This window comes from Acidovorax sp. SRB_14 (assembly GCF_012932145.1).
Taxonomy (GTDB): domain Bacteria; phylum Pseudomonadota; class Gammaproteobacteria; order Burkholderiales; family Burkholderiaceae_C; genus Simplicispira.
Genome location: NZ_MWOK01000001.1, coordinates 238,823 through 254,371, shown reverse-complemented (window position 1 = coordinate 254,371; position 15,549 = coordinate 238,823). Strand labels below are relative to the sequence as shown.

Genomic DNA, 15,549 nt, shown 5'->3' with positions numbered 1-15,549 from the left:
TGTCAATCGCCATTGAATGGTGTAGAATTTCGCATGGTGATATCTGCTTGCAAAGTCGCCGATATCGGCATGCGGCGTCCAGCAAAATCCCATACCGTCCAGCCAAGCGACGTGCGTCGGAACGCAGGCCGGCAACATGACCCCTGTTTTTCTTACCTGAAAGAAGAGATGAGCACCCAGCAACCCACCATCATCTACACCCTGACCGACGAGGCACCCCGCCTGGCCACGGCTTCGTTTCTGCCCATCGTGCGCCGTTTCACGGCCCCGGCCGGCATCGACGTGGCCGAGACCGACATCTCGGTCGCGGCGCGCGTCCTGGGCGAGTTCCCGGAGTGTCTGACGGACGCCCAGAAGGTGCCCAACACGCTGGCCGAGCTCGGCCAGAAGACCCTGCAGCCCGATGCCAACATCATCAAGCTGCCCAACATCAGCGCGTCGGTGGGCCAGCTGATCGCCTGCATCAAGGAGCTGCAGGGCAAGGGCTACGCGATTCCCGATTTTCCGGAAGACCCCAAGACCGACGAAGAGAAGGCTATTCGCGCCCGCTACGCCAAGTGCATCGGCAGCGCCGTGAACCCCGTGCTGCGCGAGGGCAACTCGGACCGCCGCGCCCCCCGGGCCGTGAAGGAATACGCGCGCAAGAACCCGCATGCGATGGCCGAATGGAGCCAGGCCTCGCGCTCGCATGTCTCGCACATGCACCGCGGCGACTTCTACCACGGTGAAAAGTCGATCACGCTGGACCAGGCCCGCGACGTCAAGATGGAACTGACCACGAAGAGCGGGCAGACCGTCGTGCTCAAGCCCAAGGTGTCGCTCAAGGCGGGCGAGATCGTCGACAGCATGTTCATGAGCAAGAAGGCCTTGCTCGACTTCTACGAGACGCAAATTGAAGACGCGCGCAAGACGGGTGTGATGTTCTCGCTGCACGTCAAGGCGACGATGATGAAGGTCTCGCACCCCATCGTGTTCGGCCACTGCGTGAAGATTTTCTACAAGGACGCCTTCGCCAAGCACGGCAAGCTGTTCGAGGAACTGGGCGTCAACGTCAACAACGGCATGGCCAACCTGTATGAAAAGGTCGCCACGCTGCCGCAGTCCACGCGCGAGGAAGTGCTCAAGGACCTGCACGCCTGCCACGAAGGCCGCCCCGAGCTGGCGATGGTGGACTCGGCCAAGGGCATCACCAACTTCCATTCGCCCAACGACATCATCGTGGACGCCTCCATGCCGGCCATGATCCGCAACGGCGGCAAGATGTGGGGCGCCGATGGCCGCCTCAAGGACGTCAAGGCCGTGATGCCCGAATCGACCTTCGCCCGCATCTACCAAGAGATGATCAACTTCTGCAAGTGGCACGGCGCCTTCGACCCCAAGACCATGGGCACCGTGCCCAACGTGGGCCTGATGGCCCAGCAGGCCGAGGAGTACGGCTCGCACGACAAGACGTTCGAGATCGCCGAAGACGGCGTGGCCAACATCGTGGACCTGGCCACGGGCGAAGTGCTGCTGAGCCAGAACGTGGAGGCCGGCGACATCTGGCGCATGTGCCAGGTCAAGGACGCCGCGATCCGCGACTGGGTCAAGCTCGCCGTCACGCGCGCCCGCAACTCGGGCATGCCCGCCGTGTTCTGGCTCGACCCCTACCGTCCGCACGAAGCCGAGCTGATCAAGAAGGTTGAGGCCTACCTGAAAGACCACGACACCCAGGGCCTGGACATCCAGATCATGTCGCAGGTGCGCGCCATGCGCTACACGCTCGAGCGCGTGATCCGCGGCCTGGACACCATCTCGGTGACCGGCAACATCCTGCGCGACTACTTGACCGACCTGTTCCCGATCATGGAGCTGGGCACCAGCGCCAAGATGCTCTCCATCGTGCCTTTGATGGCCGGCGGCGGCATGTACGAAACGGGTGCCGGCGGCTCGGCCCCCAAGCATGTGCAGCAGTTGGTGGAAGAAAACCACCTGCGCTGGGACTCGCTGGGCGAGTTCCTGGCGCTGGCCGTGTCGCTGGAGGACCTCGGTCTGAAGACGGGCAATGCCCAGGCCAAGATCCTGGCGCAGACGCTGGACGCGGCCACCGGCAAGCTGCTGGACAACAACAAGAACCCGTCGCCCAAGACGGGGCAGCTCGACAACCGCGGCAGCCAGTTCTACCTGGCCCTGTACTGGGCCCAGGAACTGGCCGCGCAAACGCAGGACGCCGCGCTGGCGGTCGAGTTTGCCCCGCTGGCTAAAAAGCTCGCGACCGACGAGCAGGCCATCGTGGCCGAGTTGCAGGCGGTGCAGGGCAAGGCCGTGGACATCGGCGGTTACTACCAGCCCGACCTGGCCAAGCTCGACGCCGTGATGCGCCCGAGCGTGACCCTCAACGCGGCGCTGGCGTCGGCGCAGGCCTGAGTCCCTGCGCCAAAATTTCGCTCAGGCTTCGGGCAGCGCCCGGGGCCTGGCGGAAGGGCATGAGAACAAGGCCGATCCACCCTGCGGGGCGGATCGGCCTTGTTGTTGGCGCGTCTAGGGACGGGCAGAGAAAGGCGCGCCGCCGAGCCTGCTGCCGGCCTTGAGCCCCTTCTTGGCGAACCAGCCCTGGTTCATTTCGAGCACATACCGCACGGGCTTTTGCGAGCAGTGCGAATCCTCGGTTTGCGGCTGCATGTCGGCAAGGTTCACGATGCTGCCGTCATCGGCCACAAAGGCTGCCGTGAGCGGCAGCAGCGTGTTCTTCATCCAGAAGCATTGCGTGGCGGGCTGCTCGAACACGAACAGCATGCCTTCGTGCTGCGGCATGCTCGGGCGGTTCATCAGGCCGATCTGGCGCTCTTGCGACGCCTTCGCCACCTGGGCCTCGATGCGGTGCATGCCGGCCGTGAGTTCGATGCGCTGCAGGTTGAGCTGTGGCCCGTTTTGCGCCAAGGCGGCGGGATGGGCCAGGCCCAGCGCGGCCGCCAGTGCGGCGGCGGCCAGCAGGGGGCGCTGGAGGGGAGGGCAGATCAAAGAAGTCATCGGTCAAGCCTCTGGCGTAAGGGGAGGGGGCAGGCGGGCGCAAAAAAGCCCGCGGCAAGCGGGCGATTTTGAGGCAAAAGCCGCAGGACCGAGGGCGGGCGCTTGGCCTGCGCGATCCTGGCCGGCCAAGGCTCACGCTGCCTTGGCAGTCTTGTGGACCTTTTTCTTGGCCACTTTCTTGTGGTGGCTGCTCTTGGCTTTGGCTGCCTTGGTGGCCGGTGCGGGCGTGGCAGCGGGGGCGGCCGTGGCGTTGGCCGGAGCCGGCGTGACAGGGGCGGCGGGAGCGGGCGTTTGCGCGTAGGCACCTGCGGCAAACAGGCCAGCGATCAGGGTAGCAAGAATCTTGTTCATAAAAGCCTTCAAGGGGAGACAGGTGGGGTTGGAGAGAGTGCGTCGCGAATTGCTTCCGATGCCTTTCCACAACGGCGGCCATACCCGCTCGTTGACAGGGTTTGCCGTTTTTTTGTCGATAGAATCAATTCGTCCAGAGAGTTCTTTCCAACCTGCTGAAGCCTTTTCAGCCTCATCGGAGACTTGCCGCACATGACCAGCTACCAGCACATCCAGGTGCCCACCGAAGGCCAGAAAATCACCGTCAACGCCGACATGTCGCTCAACGTGCCGGACCAGCCCATCATCCCTTTCATCGAAGGCGACGGCACGGGCGGTGACATCACGCCCGTGATGCTCAAGGTGGTGGATGCGGCGGTGGCCAAGGCTTATGGCGGCCAGAAGAAGATCCACTGGATGGAAGTCTTCGCGGGCGAAAAGGCCACCAAGGTGTACGGCCCCGATGTCTGGTTGCCCGAAGAAACCCTGCACGCCGTCAAGGACTATGTCGTGTCGATCAAGGGCCCACTGACCACGCCCGTGGGCGGCGGCATCCGCTCTTTGAACGTGGCCCTGCGCCAGGAACTCGACCTCTACGTCTGCCTGCGCCCCATCCAGTACTTCGACGGCGTGCCGTCGCCCGTCAAGGAGCCGCACAAGACCCACATGGTGATCTTCCGCGAGAACTCGGAAGACATCTACGCCGGCATCGAGTTCGAAGCCGAGTCCGACAAGGCCAAGAAGCTCATCAAGTTCCTGCAGGAGGAAATGGGCGTCAAGAAGATCCGCTTTCCGCTCACATCGGGCATCGGTATCAAGCCCGTCTCGCGCGAAGGCACCGAGCGCCTGGTGCGCAAGGCCATCCAGTACGCCATCGACAACGACAAGCCCAGCGTGACCATCGTGCACAAGGGCAACATCATGAAGTTCACCGAAGGGGGCTTCCGGGACTGGGCCTACGGCCTGGCAGCCAAGGAGTTCGGCGCCGAACTGATCGACGGCGGCCCCTGGATGAAGTTCAAGAACCCTAAGACGGGCAAGGAAATCACCGTCAAGGACAGCATCGCCGACGCTTTCCTGCAGCAGATCCTGCTGCGCCCGGCCGAATACTCGGTGATCGCCACGCTGAACCTCAATGGCGACTACGTCTCCGACGCGCTCGCCGCGCAGGTGGGGGGCATCGGCATCGCCCCGGGCGCCAACCTGTCCGACACCATCGCCATGTTCGAGGCCACGCACGGCACGGCGCCCAAGTACGCCGGCAAGGACTATGTGAATCCCGGCTCCGAAATCCTCTCGGCCGAGATGATGCTGCGCCACATGGGCTGGACTGCAGCTGCCGATCTGATCATCAGCGCGATGAAGAAGTCGATCGCCAGCAAGAAGGTCACCTACGACTTTGCGCGCCTGATGGACGGCGCCACGCAGGTCAGCTGCTCGGGCTTCGGACAGGTCATGATCGACCACATGTGATGGCGTTTTTGGGCGTCGCATGGCGCCCCAAAATTAAGCTCCTTCCCTCTGTGGACAGGGGCTTTTTTTTGTTGCCGCCACCGCGGGGTCGGCGCGGTCCGGGGCGCGCGTGCGGAGCGCAGCCACCGGATCAGAAAAGCTGCGCGCGCAGTCCCACCATCAGGCGCCGGCCGGCCGCGGGTTCGAAGAAGCGCTGGTTGCCGTCGTTCACGATGAGCGAACCCGCGTAGCGGCGGTCCAGCAGGTTGTCCAGCCGCGCCCAGGCCTGCCAGCGCGTGGACGCACCGGCAGAGAACGCATAGCCCGCGCGCAGGCTCAGCACCGCAAAACCTGCGGCGGCCTCCGTGTTGAGGTCGTTGGCAAACACCTTGCCGGACAAGGTCAGCTCGCCGCCCCACTGCCACGCGGCGGTGGACGTGTGGTCCAGCGCCAGCCGCGCGACGTGCCGCGCCGTGCCGGGCAGGCGATTGCCGGCCGGCACCGGGGCGCCGCCGGCCACGGCATAGGGGCTGGCAAAAAAGGCGTCGAGGTAGGTGTACGACAGCTGGGGCCGCCAGGGGCGGGCCTGGGCGCTCCACGCCAACTCGAGGCCGCGGCGGCGCACGCGGTCGGCGTTCTGGTAGACCGTGCGGCCGTTCACCGTGGCGGCGGGCACGATCTCGTCGCGGCTGCGCGCATCGAACCAGGCGGCGTCGATCCGGTGCACCGGGCCCTGCCACTTGGCGCCGATCTCGGCCTGCCGGCTGCGCGACGCCTGTAGCGTGTAGTTGGGCCCGGCATTGCCGAGGCTGTAGGCCATCTCGGCCAGCGTCGGCGTTTCAAACCCTCGGCCCACATTGGCATACAGGTTCAGTGGCTCGGAAGCGCTCCAGACCACGCCCAGCGTCGGGCTGGTCTGGCGCCAGCGGCGCGCGCCGCTGTCGTCGGGGTTGGTGGCGGTGCGGTAGCGGTCGGCCACCGCCAGCCGCACCGCGCTGGTGCGCAGGCCCGCCACCGCGCGCCAGGTGGGCGAGAGCAGCGCGTCCACCTGGGCATAGAGGTCGGTGTTGCCGGCGCGGTCGCGTTCGTCGCGGCGCAGTGCACCGGCCTGGCCATCCTGGTTGACGAAGCCGCGGCGGTCTTCGGCGAGGCGGTCCGCGTCGAGGCCGAGCGTCCAGGTCAGTGGCAGGCCGGACGCCAGGCGGGTGCTGTGGTTCCAGGCGATGCCGGCGCCGTGGTAGCGGCGGTCCAGCGCGACCACGCCGCCCGCGCTGCTCTCGGCGTCGCCGCTGAACGACAGGTACTGCTCGAGGCGGCGCGTGCCGCCGTAGACGCGCAGGCGCAGGCTGTCGGCCGGGCTGACACGGCGCTCCATCACCAGACCGAGCTGGTTCTGCGCGACCGATTTGCGTGTGTCGAACTGCCGCGCCTCGGCAGGCGCCTGGCGCGGGTTGGCGTCGAACTGCGCGCGTGCCAGTCCGAGCGGATCTTGCGCGTGCGGCTGGTCGAACAGGTTCAGCAGCGCCGTGACGGTGGTGTCGCCGTCGGGACGGGCGACGAGTTTGCCGTTCAGGTGGGTGCGCTGCGCCGCACTGTGCGCGCGCCAGCCCTCGGTGGAAAAATGCGAAACATCGACCAGCCCGCCGAGACTGCGGTCGCCAAAGTCCAGCGAGGCATCCGCCAGCCGCTGCCCAAAAGAGCCCGCCGCCATTGATGCCGCTGCGCCGCCGCCGCTGCGCGGCTCGCGCGTGGTCACCTGCAGCACGCCGCCGGCCGCGTTGCCATAGAGCTGCGCCAGCGGCCCGCGCAGCACGTCCACGCGCGCGGCCGACTGCAGCTGCGCGGTGGCCGCCTGGCCCTGCCCATCGGGCATGGTGGCCGGGATGCCATCGACCAGGATGCGCACGCCGCGCACGCCAAAGGTGGAGCGCGCGCCAAAGCCGCGCACCGCGATCTGCAGGTCCTGCGCATAGTTCTGCCGGTCCAAGGCCACCACGCCGGGCTGGCCGGCGAGCAGCTCGGACAGGTTGACCAGCGGCGATGCGGCGGTGAACGGGTCCACGTCCACACTGCTGAAGCTGGCGGCCGCGTCAAAGCGCTGCTGCGCCGCGGCCTGACCGCGCACCTCCACTGGCGCCAGCACGGGCTCCGGCGCTTGGGGCGCGGCAGGGCCGGCACGAGCGCCGGTGTCCGCGCCGGCGCTCTGGCCTTGCGCCGCGGCCCCGCTGGAGGCGGTGGCGGCGAGCAGCCATGCCCAGGCCGTCCAGAATCCCGCGCGTGGCAGCCTGAGACTGCACGCCGCCGGAGCGGCCGTGTGGGCGCGGCTGAAGGCAGGCTCGGCCGTGGTCGGGGGCTGGGTCACTTTTATTGCCCGGCGCCTGCGTGGCGGCGCTGGCGCTGCGCGAGCACCAAACCGCCTAGCTGCCCATGCGCGCGACGGGCGGCGTGGTGCCTTCGGCGCTGTCACCGGGCGTGAGCAAAATCACGCCGCAGGCGATGCGGGGGCCTGAATTGCCGGCCGGGTTGGTCTTGTAATCGTCCTGGCTCTCGTGCACGACCAGCGAACGCCCGGCAATCGAGCTCTGGCCGGGTGTCAGGGTCACGCCCGTGTTGGTGTAGCGCAGCGTGCCCTGGCCACTGGCATCCACCACCAGGTTCGGGGTGTCGCCGGCATGCACCTCGTGCGGCGACTGCCCGGGGTGGCCGTGGGTTTGCGTGTTGTAGGGATCGAAGTGCCCGCCTGCGCCGCCAAAGGCCACCATCTTGCCGGTCGCGGCGTCCGGGGCGGGCGTGCATTCCCCCTTGGCATGGATATGGAAACCGTGCGTACCGGGTGCCATGCCCTGCACTTGCAGCACGATCTCCACGCCCCCTTGCACCGATTGCAAGGTGGCGCTGCCCGCCGGCGCGCCATCGGCCGTCACCAGGCGCGCATGCCCCATCGGCATGCCCGTTGGGGGAGCCCCGGCGGCGCGGGCAGCGGGCGCGGTGTCGGCAGCGGCGCTGCCGTGCTGCACGCCTGTGCAGCCCGCGGCCAGAACGAGGGCGGTCGCAACCGCCATGCCCATGAGGGACCTGCCGTGCACACGGCGGGCAGAGGAGGGGTGGATATATGGCATGGTGAACAACCAGAAGAGTGGAGGGGCAGGGCAACGGTTCCCGTACCTTCCACGGCACCGCAAGGTGTGCGGGTGGCAGGGGCAGGGCCTTTCATTCTTCCAGCCGGCTGTGCCCTGGCCACGCCAGCAGGCAGGGGCGCTTTTTGTAGGACAAAGCCGCGAGAGCGTGGAGCACCGCGGGCGCTTTCGTCGCTGCTGCTGGGCCATGGCCCGAGCGGGTCAGGCGCGCTTTTGCACACTTTGCAGGATGCTGGAGAAGTCGAGCGTGCCATGGCCTGCCAGCGAATGCATGGCATACAGTGACCGCGCCAGTCCGCCGAGCGGGGTGGCGGCCTTGACGGCGGTGGCGTTTTCTTGCGCCAAGCCCAGGTCCTTGAGCATCAGGTCGGTGCCAAAGCCGCCGGCGTAGCCTTTGCTCGACGGCACGTTGTCCTGCACGCCGGGGTAGGGGTTGTACTTCTCCAGCGCCCAGTTGCCGCCCGAACTGCGGCGCATGATCTCCGACAGCACCTTGGGATTGAGCCCGTTGGCGACGCCCAGCGCAATCGCCTCGCTGGTGCCGGCCATCAGGATGCCCAGCAGCATGTTGTTGCAGATCTTGGCCGTCTGGCCCGCACCCACGGCTCCGGCGTGGAAGATGTTGGCACCCATTTTTTCGAGCAGCGGGCGCGCGCGTTCGAGCGCTGCCGCATCGCCGCCGACCATGAAGGTCAGCGTGCCGGCGATGGCGCCGCCCGTGCCGCCCGACACCGGCGCGTCGATGAACTGCACGCCCTGCGCCTCGGCCGCCTTGGCCACTTTTTGCGAGGTGGCGGCGGCGATGGTCGACGAGTCGATCACCAGCGTGCCCTTGGCAATCTGCGCCAGCAGGCCCGGCTGGCCGTGGCTGCCGAAGTACAGGCCATCGACATGCTGGCTGGCGGGCAGCATGCTGATGACCACCTCGGCGCCTTGCACGGCGGCGGCGGCACCGGCCGCCACCGGCACGCCGCTGGCCGCAAGCTGCTCGCAGGCGGCCTGGGACAGGTCGAAGGCGCGCACCTCGTGGCCGGCCTTGTGCAGGTTCAGGGCCATGGGGCCGCCCATGTGGCCCAGGCCGATGAATGCAATTTTCATGGTGTTGTCTCCTTGGTGGTTGCTGCGTTGGATTGGTATTTATTTGATAGCTGCTGGCGCCCATGGGATAAGGGCTGGAGGCCGAAAATGCTTGAATTTTCAGTCGGCGATGTCCGCGCCGCGGCTGTGCAGCTCGGCGCGCAGCACCGAGCGGTGGCAGCGCGCCTCGTCTTCGCAATAGCATCCCAGCGACAGGGCGCTGTGGTGTGACAGCGCAGCCAGCAGGTCGAGCGTGCGGTTGGTCTCGGGCTGGGCCAGTTCCCTGCGGAACTGCTTGACGAAGGCTTGCCACTCCTTGTCGGACTGTGTGGCCTGCGCGTGCAGGGCTTCCTTGACGAGCTCAGGGCTCGGCGAAAGCAAGGGATACCACACGTCGTAGTAGTCGCGGCTGGCGAATTCGGCCTTGGGTACGCCGCGCGGCGGGCGGCGCACGGTGCCGATGCGGGTGCCTTCCCCGGCGGCGCGCGGGGTGCCTAGGCGGACGATGCGAACGGGCATGGCGGTTTCCTCCGGTCAATCAGTGGGGCTCAGTCATCGGCATCGAAGATGCTGTGTTTTCTGCGGGCCGGCGGGACGCCGGTTCCTTTTTGGGTACTCGCAGTGGGCGCCTTCTTGCGCGGTGGCGTGGCCTTGGCGCGCGGGTTGTAGTCCAGGGCTTCCGCCAGCCAGAAGGCCCACTGCGCCCGCGTGGCGTAGCCGTTGGGCTCGATCCAGAAGTAGCCCTGCATGCCGCCGCTGGGCGAGAGTTCGCGCGTGTTCTGCATTTCCTGGAACTCGGCATGGCGCTCGGGCGGCAGGCGCACCAACAGTTCGTCGCCCTTGACACCGATGCAGAGCTTGCCGTCGACGAAGAAGCAGTAGCTGCCGAACAGGGTGCGCTCGTCTACATCGTCGCGCCGCGCCAGTGCAGAGCGCACCGCGTCGATCAGGTGCAGCGTGGCGTCGGCAAGGGGGCGGGCGGGCATCGGTATGAATGAAATAGGCCTCTAGCGCTTATTGGTAAAGCGTTAGCAGCTATCGAAAGACTAGCGTATGGCCTCAGGCGCATCGCCGTCGAGCATGCGCCGGGCAATGATGACGCGCATGATTTCGTTCGTGCCTTCAAGGATCTGGTGCACGCGCGCGTCGCGCAGCAGGCGCTCGAGCGGGTATTCGCGGATGTAGCCGTAGCCGCCATGCAGCTGCAGCGCCTCGTTGCAGACCGTGAAGCCGGCGTCGGTGGCAAAGCGCTTGGCCATGGCGCAGTAGGTGGACGCATCGGGCGCACCGGCGTCGAGCTTGCTGGCCGCCAGGCGCACCATCTGGCGCGCGGCGACGAGTTCGGTCGCCATGTCGGCCAGCTTGAACTGCAGCGCCTGGAAGCTCGCGATCGGCTTGCCGAACTGCTTGCGTTCGTGCATGTACTGCTGCGCCTGCGTGAGCGCGCCCTGTGCGGCGCCGACCGAGCAGGTGGCGATGTTGATGCGCCCGCCGTCCAGCCCCTTCATGGCGATCTTGAAACCCTCGCCCTCGCGGCCCAGCAGGTGGTCGGCCGGGATGCGCACGTTGTCGAAGCTGATGGTGCACGTGGGCTGGCTGTTCCAGCCCATCTTGTGTTCCTTCTTGCCGTAGTGGATGCCGGGCAGGTCGGCCGGCACGGCAAACGCGGATATGCCGCCCGCGCCAGACTGCGCATCGCCCGTGCGCGCCATCAGCACCAGCACGTCGGTCGCGCCGGCGCCGCTGATGAAGGCCTTGGCGCCGTTGATGATGTACTCGTGGCCGACCCGCTCGGCGCGCGTCTTGAGTGAGGCCGCGTCGGAGCCCGCGCCGGGCTCCGTCAGGCAGTAGGAAGCCAGTTTTTGCCCGCTGGTCAGCATCGGTCCCCAGTGCGCGCGCACGGCCGGCGTGGCCCAGGTGCCGAGCATCCAGGTCGCCATGTTGTGGATGGTGATGAAGGCGGTGGTGGACGGGTCGACCGCCGCCATTTCCTCGAACACCAGCGTCGCATCGAGCCGCGGCAGCGCGAGGCCGCCGGCGTCCTCGGGGGCGTAGAGGCCGCAGAAGCCCAGCGCGCCGGCCTTGGCGATGGCGTCTTTGGGAAAGACGCCCTCGGCGTCCCAGCGCGCGGCGTGCGGTGCGAATTCGGCCTGGGCGAAATCGCGGGCCGTCTGGGCAAAGGCGCGTTGTTCTTCAGAGAGTTCGAAATTCATGGAGTCCTCTTCCGTGACGCCGCCCTCAGGGCTGGAGCCAGCGCTCCAGCGCCGGGCGGCGCTCCTCGGTGGCCTGGGTCAGGCACTGGTGGTACAGGCGGGGCCAGTCGCTCTGGTCTTCTTGCGCCCCGTGTGCGGATTTGCAGCGCGCACTGCGGCCCTTAATCCAGCCATTGTGCTGCTGGCGCAAGGCCGTGCGCCGGCCCGCAGGCAACGACTGCATCACCGCGAGGTAGCGGATGTTCAGCGCAGTGTCGGCCGCCTGGAAGTCGCGCACCGCGCAGGCATTGACCTGCGCAACGCTGCCCTGCGGGTCGCAGCGGTCGCCGGCTTGCGCCCATGCGGCCGCGCCGCCCAGCACCGCGCCGCTGCACAGCAGCGCGTGGGCGATGCGGCGGACCGAGGCCGCGGCCACCGCCATCACTTGAGGCTGATGGTGGTGTTCACGCCGTGCGCGGTGGTGCTGTCGTCGAACCAGCGCGACGTCACTGTCTTGGTCTGTGTATAGAACAGCACCACCTGCTTGCCGTACGGGCCCAGGTCGCCGAGCTTGGACGCGCGCGAGCCCGTGAACGAGAACATGGGCACTGGCACCGGGATCGGCACGTTGATGCCGACCTGTCCCACGTCGATCTCTTCCTCGAACCTGCGCGCCGCAGCGCCCGACTGCGTGAAGATGGCCGTGCCGTTGCCGTTGGGGTTGCTATTGATGAGGGCGATGGCCTCGTCCAGGTCGGATGCCGACGAGAGACACAGCACCGGGCCAAAAATCTCCTGGTCATAAATCGACATGCCGGACTTCACGCCCGAGAACACCGTCGGACCGACAAAGTTGCCTTTTTCGTAGCCGGGCACCTGCGGCTTGCGGCCGTCGAGCTCCAGCGTGGCGCCGTCGGCCACGCCGCGCTCGATCAGGCCTTCGACGCGCGAGAGCGCAGCGCACGAGACCAGCGGTCCCACGTCGGTGCCCTTGTGCGTGCCGGCATTGATCTTGAGCGATTGCGCCTTGGCGACAAGGTCGGGAATCCACTGCTGCGCCTCGCCCACCAGCACCACCACCGACAGCGCCATGCAGCGCTGGCCGGCGGCGCCAAAGGCCGCGCCGGCAATCGCGTTGAGCGTCTGCTCCTTGTTGGCGTCGGGCATGACGATGGCGTGGTTCTTGGCGCCCATCATGCATTGCACGCGCTTGCCGGCCAGGCTGGCGCGGTTGTAGACATGCGTGCCGACCTTGGTCGAGCCGACGAAGCTGATCGCCTGGATGTCGGGGTGGTCGCAGATCGCGTTGACCACGTCCTCGCCGCCGTGCACCACGTTCAGGACGCCGGGCGGAATGCCGGCTTCGAGCGCCAGCTCGCACAGACGCATGGTCACCATCGGGTCTTGCTCGGAGGGCTTGAGGACGAAGGTGTTGCCCGTGGCAATCGCCATCGGGAACATCCACAGCGGAATCATGGCCGGGAAGTTGAATGGCGTGATGCCCGCGCACACGCCCAGCGGCTGCAGCCGCGTATAGGTGTCCACGCCGTTGGCCACATTGTTGGCCAGCTCGCCCAGCTGCAGGTTGCCGATGCTGGCCGCGTGCTCGACCACTTCGAGGCCGCGGAACACGTCGCCTTCGGCGTCGGGCAGGGTCTTGCCTTGCTCGGCGGTCAGCGTGGCGGCCAGCTCGGCCATGTTCTCGCGGATCAGCTGCTGGAGCTTCAGGAAGATGCGCGCACGCGTGCCGATGGGGGTCTTCTTCCAGGTCATGAACGCCTCCTTGCCCGCGGCCACGGCGGCGTTGACCTCTTCGGGCGTGGCAAACGGCACGCGCGCCAGCACCTCTTGCGTGGCGGGGTTCACCACGTCACGCCACTGGGTGGTTTGGGACTCGACGAAGTGGCCGCCGATCAGCAACTTGACGGTGGGGGCCTTGACGGCCTGGGTGGTGGAAGCGTCCATGGGGGTCTCCTGGAAGAAAAGAAACGCGTGGCAACGAGGGCGGGCCGGCGGTCCGTCCCTGCAGCACGCATCGTATCTGTGCGAAATTGCCATGACAATAGACAAACGCGCACTTTGATTCTGCAAATTTGCACAACGTATGCGCGCATGGCGAACGCACAAGGAAACGGCATGGACTGGGACAACCTGCGCTACTTTTTGGAGCTGGCCCGCACCGGCACCCTCGCGGGCGCCGCGCGCCGCCTGGGCGTGGAGCACACCACGGTGTCGCGCCGCATCCAGGCCCTGGAAAAGCAGATGGGGGTGGCCCTGTTCGCGCGCGAGGCCGGCGGCCACCGGCTGGCCGAAGCCGGCCGCCACCTGCTGCCCGGTGTGGAGGCCATGGAAGCCGCCGTGCTCGGCGTGGAGCGCGCCGCGCCCGCGCCGGGCGGCGGCCCTTCGGGCCTGGTGCGCGTGGGCGCGACCGAAGGTTTTGGCACGCTGGTGCTGGCGCCGCACCTGGCGCGCCTGACACAAAATCACCCGCAGCTGTCCATCGACTTGCTGGCGCTGCCACGCATGCTGCACCTGAGCCGGCGCGAGGCCGACATCGTGATCTCGCTCGAGCGCCCGACGCGCGGCGCGGTCATCGTCACCAAGTTGGCCGACTACACGCTGCACCTGTACGGCCAGCGCGAATACCTGGCCCGCCGCCCCCTGGTGGCCCAGCGCGAAGACCTGCGCCACCATGCCTTCATTAGCTATGTGGACGACCTGCTGTTCACCAAGGAGCTGCAGTTTCTCGACCAGCTGTATCCGCCCGAGCGCTTCGCCTTCCGCAGCACCAGCATCACCGCGCAATACGAAGCCGTGCGCGCCGGCGCCGGCCTGGCCGTGCTGCCGGCTTTCCTGGCCGACCGCGACCCCATTCTGGCGCGCGTGCTGCCGCACGAGGCGCGCTTCACGCGCACCTTCTGGATGAGCATGCCGGCCGAAGCCAAGCACCTCGCGCGCATGCAGGCGGTGTGGGGGTTTTTGAAGGAGACGGTGCAGAGGGAAGGGGCGAGGCTGGTACCGAAGGGAGCGGGATGAGGCGGGTTGCCCAGCGGCCCGTGGGGCCGGTCTGAGGCATGCCTGCGGGCCCTTTTTTGGGGCAATCGGAGCATACTGGGCCTCTCCAATCCAGTCCGGAGGTTTGCCATGAACGCCCTCGCCCAAGCCTTGGCGGGCCGCAGCGACACGCTGCTCGCGGAGCGCGAAAGCATCTACAAGGACCTGCACCAGCGCCCCGAGCTGTCGATGCAGGAAGTCCGGACCGCCAAGATCGCCGCAGGCTGTATCGAGACACTGCAGACCATCGTCTCGCGCCAGGTGGCGGGTGCCTTCACAAGCCAGTTTGGAGACAAAGCTTGCGAAACAGTGCCAGCCTCGGCCAGCGAAGACTTCAGCGCCTTCGGGCGCACCTGGCAGGCGCCTTGTGTCTTCTGGTTCGTCGGCGGGACCGACCCCGACGCCTATGCACAAGCCAAGGCCGCCAAGCTGCTCAACAAGACACCTAGCAACCATTCGCCCAAGTGCGCGCCGGTGATCCATCCAACGCTGGAGACCGGGCTGCAGGCCATGCTGATGACCGCCGCATCCGTCTGGCTCTGCCCTTCGCCGCAGGCATGATGGAACACAGCCTCTCCACCTTCGTGGACCTGTGCGGCACTTTCGCCTTCGCCGTCAGCGGTGCGATCGCCGCCGAGCAGCGTCGGCTCGACCTGTTTGGCGTATTGGCCATCAGCTACCTGACGGCATGCGGTGGCGGCTTCGTTCGCGACCTGTGCCTGGGCGCGCTGCCGCCGGTGGCGATTTCCGACTGGCGGTACCTCGCCACGGCGGCATTGGCCGCCGGGATGGCGATGTGGGCGCGCCCCATCATCGAGCACCTCAGCCGTCCCATTGCTTTCTTCGATGCGCTGGGGCTGGGCTTCTTCGCCGTCGTTGGCGCGCACAAGGCGCTGCTGGGGGGGCAGAACGTCGAGGTCGCCATCCTGCTCGGCATGGTGACCGCCGTCGGCGGCGGCGTGGCCAGAGACGTGCTGCTCAACCGCGTGCCCATCATCCTGGAGAAAGAGATCTACGCGGTGGCGGCGTTGATCGGGGCGTCCATCCAGGTGCTGGGGCAGCTCATGGAGTGGAGTCTCGCGGCCACGCCGTGGTTAGGCGCCTTCGTGTGCCTTGCCATCCGCCTTCTCGCGTTGCGCTATTCGTGGAGCCTGCCCGTGCTTCGGAAAAGCGACGCAGCGTAATGCTGCTCTGGCAGAGCCTGTCGGGCAGGGGGGGAAATCGCTGACATTTCAAGCCCACGCTGATTCGCGGATCGGATCAGCTGCGTTGTATGGTGTGCAAGGGTGGCATTGCCT

Annotated in this window: 15 protein-coding genes; 5 read left to right on the top strand and 10 right to left on the bottom strand. The window is 67.1% G+C overall.

Annotated elements, in window-relative coordinates; all coding sequences use genetic code 11:
- Window positions 1–168 precede the first annotated feature (168 nt).
- Window positions 169–2,406, top strand: coding sequence for an NADP-dependent isocitrate dehydrogenase (locus B2J86_RS01145; protein WP_173024520.1), 2,238 nt, complete (start codon window positions 169–171; stop codon window positions 2,404–2,406).
- Window positions 2,407–2,520: 114 nt separating this feature from the next.
- Here the strand turns inward: B2J86_RS01145 and B2J86_RS01140 are convergent, their stop codons facing one another.
- Complete coding sequence (locus tag B2J86_RS01140; protein WP_173024519.1) at window positions 2,521–3,009, bottom strand: DUF192 domain-containing protein; 489 nt, start codon at window positions 3,007–3,009, stop codon at window positions 2,521–2,523.
- 132 nt (window positions 3,010–3,141) lie between these two features.
- On the bottom strand, window positions 3,142–3,360 hold the full coding sequence (locus B2J86_RS01135; RefSeq protein ID WP_169168479.1) for a hypothetical protein: 219 nt from the start codon (window positions 3,358–3,360) through the stop codon (window positions 3,142–3,144).
- A gap of 192 nt (window positions 3,361–3,552) precedes the next feature.
- Between B2J86_RS01135 and icd the strand changes: the two genes are divergently transcribed.
- Window positions 3,553–4,812, top strand: a complete 1,260-nt coding sequence (gene icd / locus B2J86_RS01130) for an NADP-dependent isocitrate dehydrogenase (protein ID WP_169636199.1) — start codon at window positions 3,553–3,555, stop codon at window positions 4,810–4,812.
- 130 nt (window positions 4,813–4,942) lie between these two features.
- Here icd and B2J86_RS01125 read toward each other — a convergent pair whose 3' ends face one another.
- From B2J86_RS01125 to B2J86_RS01090, 8 genes are all read right to left on the bottom strand, one after another.
- Window positions 4,943–7,153: a TonB-dependent receptor family protein gene (locus tag B2J86_RS01125; protein WP_371735978.1), complete on the bottom strand. Its 2,211-nt coding sequence runs from the start codon at window positions 7,151–7,153 to the stop codon at window positions 4,943–4,945.
- 55 nt (window positions 7,154–7,208) lie between these two features.
- The gene (locus B2J86_RS01120) at window positions 7,209–7,910 is read right to left on the bottom strand and encodes a superoxide dismutase family protein (RefSeq protein ID WP_169168481.1); all 702 of its coding nucleotides are present in this window, start codon (window positions 7,908–7,910) and stop codon (window positions 7,209–7,211) included.
- A gap of 219 nt (window positions 7,911–8,129) precedes the next feature.
- Window positions 8,130–9,026, bottom strand: a complete 897-nt coding sequence (gene mmsB, locus B2J86_RS01115) for a 3-hydroxyisobutyrate dehydrogenase (RefSeq protein WP_173024518.1) — start codon at window positions 9,024–9,026, stop codon at window positions 8,130–8,132.
- A 99-nt stretch (window positions 9,027–9,125) separates the two neighbouring features.
- Window positions 9,126–9,524 (bottom strand): DUF488 domain-containing protein, encoded by a 399-nt coding sequence (locus tag B2J86_RS01110; RefSeq protein ID WP_169168483.1) that lies wholly within the window; start codon window positions 9,522–9,524, stop codon window positions 9,126–9,128.
- A gap of 29 nt (window positions 9,525–9,553) precedes the next feature.
- Window positions 9,554–9,991: a TfoX/Sxy family protein gene (locus B2J86_RS01105; protein ID WP_173024517.1), complete on the bottom strand. Its 438-nt coding sequence runs from the start codon at window positions 9,989–9,991 to the stop codon at window positions 9,554–9,556.
- Between the two features lie 60 nt (window positions 9,992–10,051).
- Window positions 10,052–11,218: an acyl-CoA dehydrogenase family protein gene (locus tag B2J86_RS01100; RefSeq protein ID WP_173024516.1), complete on the bottom strand. Its 1,167-nt coding sequence runs from the start codon at window positions 11,216–11,218 to the stop codon at window positions 10,052–10,054.
- A 25-nt stretch (window positions 11,219–11,243) separates the two neighbouring features.
- Window positions 11,244–11,639, bottom strand: a complete 396-nt coding sequence (locus B2J86_RS01095) for a lysozyme inhibitor LprI family protein (protein WP_173024515.1) — start codon at window positions 11,637–11,639, stop codon at window positions 11,244–11,246.
- Window positions 11,639–13,162, bottom strand: coding sequence for a CoA-acylating methylmalonate-semialdehyde dehydrogenase (locus tag B2J86_RS01090; protein WP_173024514.1), 1,524 nt, complete (start codon window positions 13,160–13,162; stop codon window positions 11,639–11,641). The genes B2J86_RS01095 and B2J86_RS01090 overlap by 1 nt, the downstream gene beginning before the upstream one ends.
- A gap of 171 nt (window positions 13,163–13,333) precedes the next feature.
- Here B2J86_RS01090 and B2J86_RS01085 point away from each other — a divergent pair, with 171 nt between their 5' ends.
- The 3 genes from B2J86_RS01085 to B2J86_RS01075 all read left to right on the top strand — a co-directional run bounded on the left by B2J86_RS01085 (window position 13,334) and on the right by B2J86_RS01075 (window position 15,435).
- Window positions 13,334–14,233, top strand: coding sequence for a LysR family transcriptional regulator (locus B2J86_RS01085; protein WP_173024513.1), 900 nt, complete (start codon window positions 13,334–13,336; stop codon window positions 14,231–14,233).
- 108 nt (window positions 14,234–14,341) lie between these two features.
- The gene (locus B2J86_RS01080) at window positions 14,342–14,812 is read left to right on the top strand and encodes a hypothetical protein (protein ID WP_206042712.1); all 471 of its coding nucleotides are present in this window, start codon (window positions 14,342–14,344) and stop codon (window positions 14,810–14,812) included.
- On the top strand, window positions 14,809–15,435 hold the full coding sequence (locus tag B2J86_RS01075) for a trimeric intracellular cation channel family protein (protein WP_173024512.1): 627 nt from the start codon (window positions 14,809–14,811) through the stop codon (window positions 15,433–15,435). Before B2J86_RS01080 ends, B2J86_RS01075 begins: the two co-directional genes overlap by 4 nt.
- The last annotated feature ends 114 nt before the right edge of the window (window positions 15,436–15,549 follow it).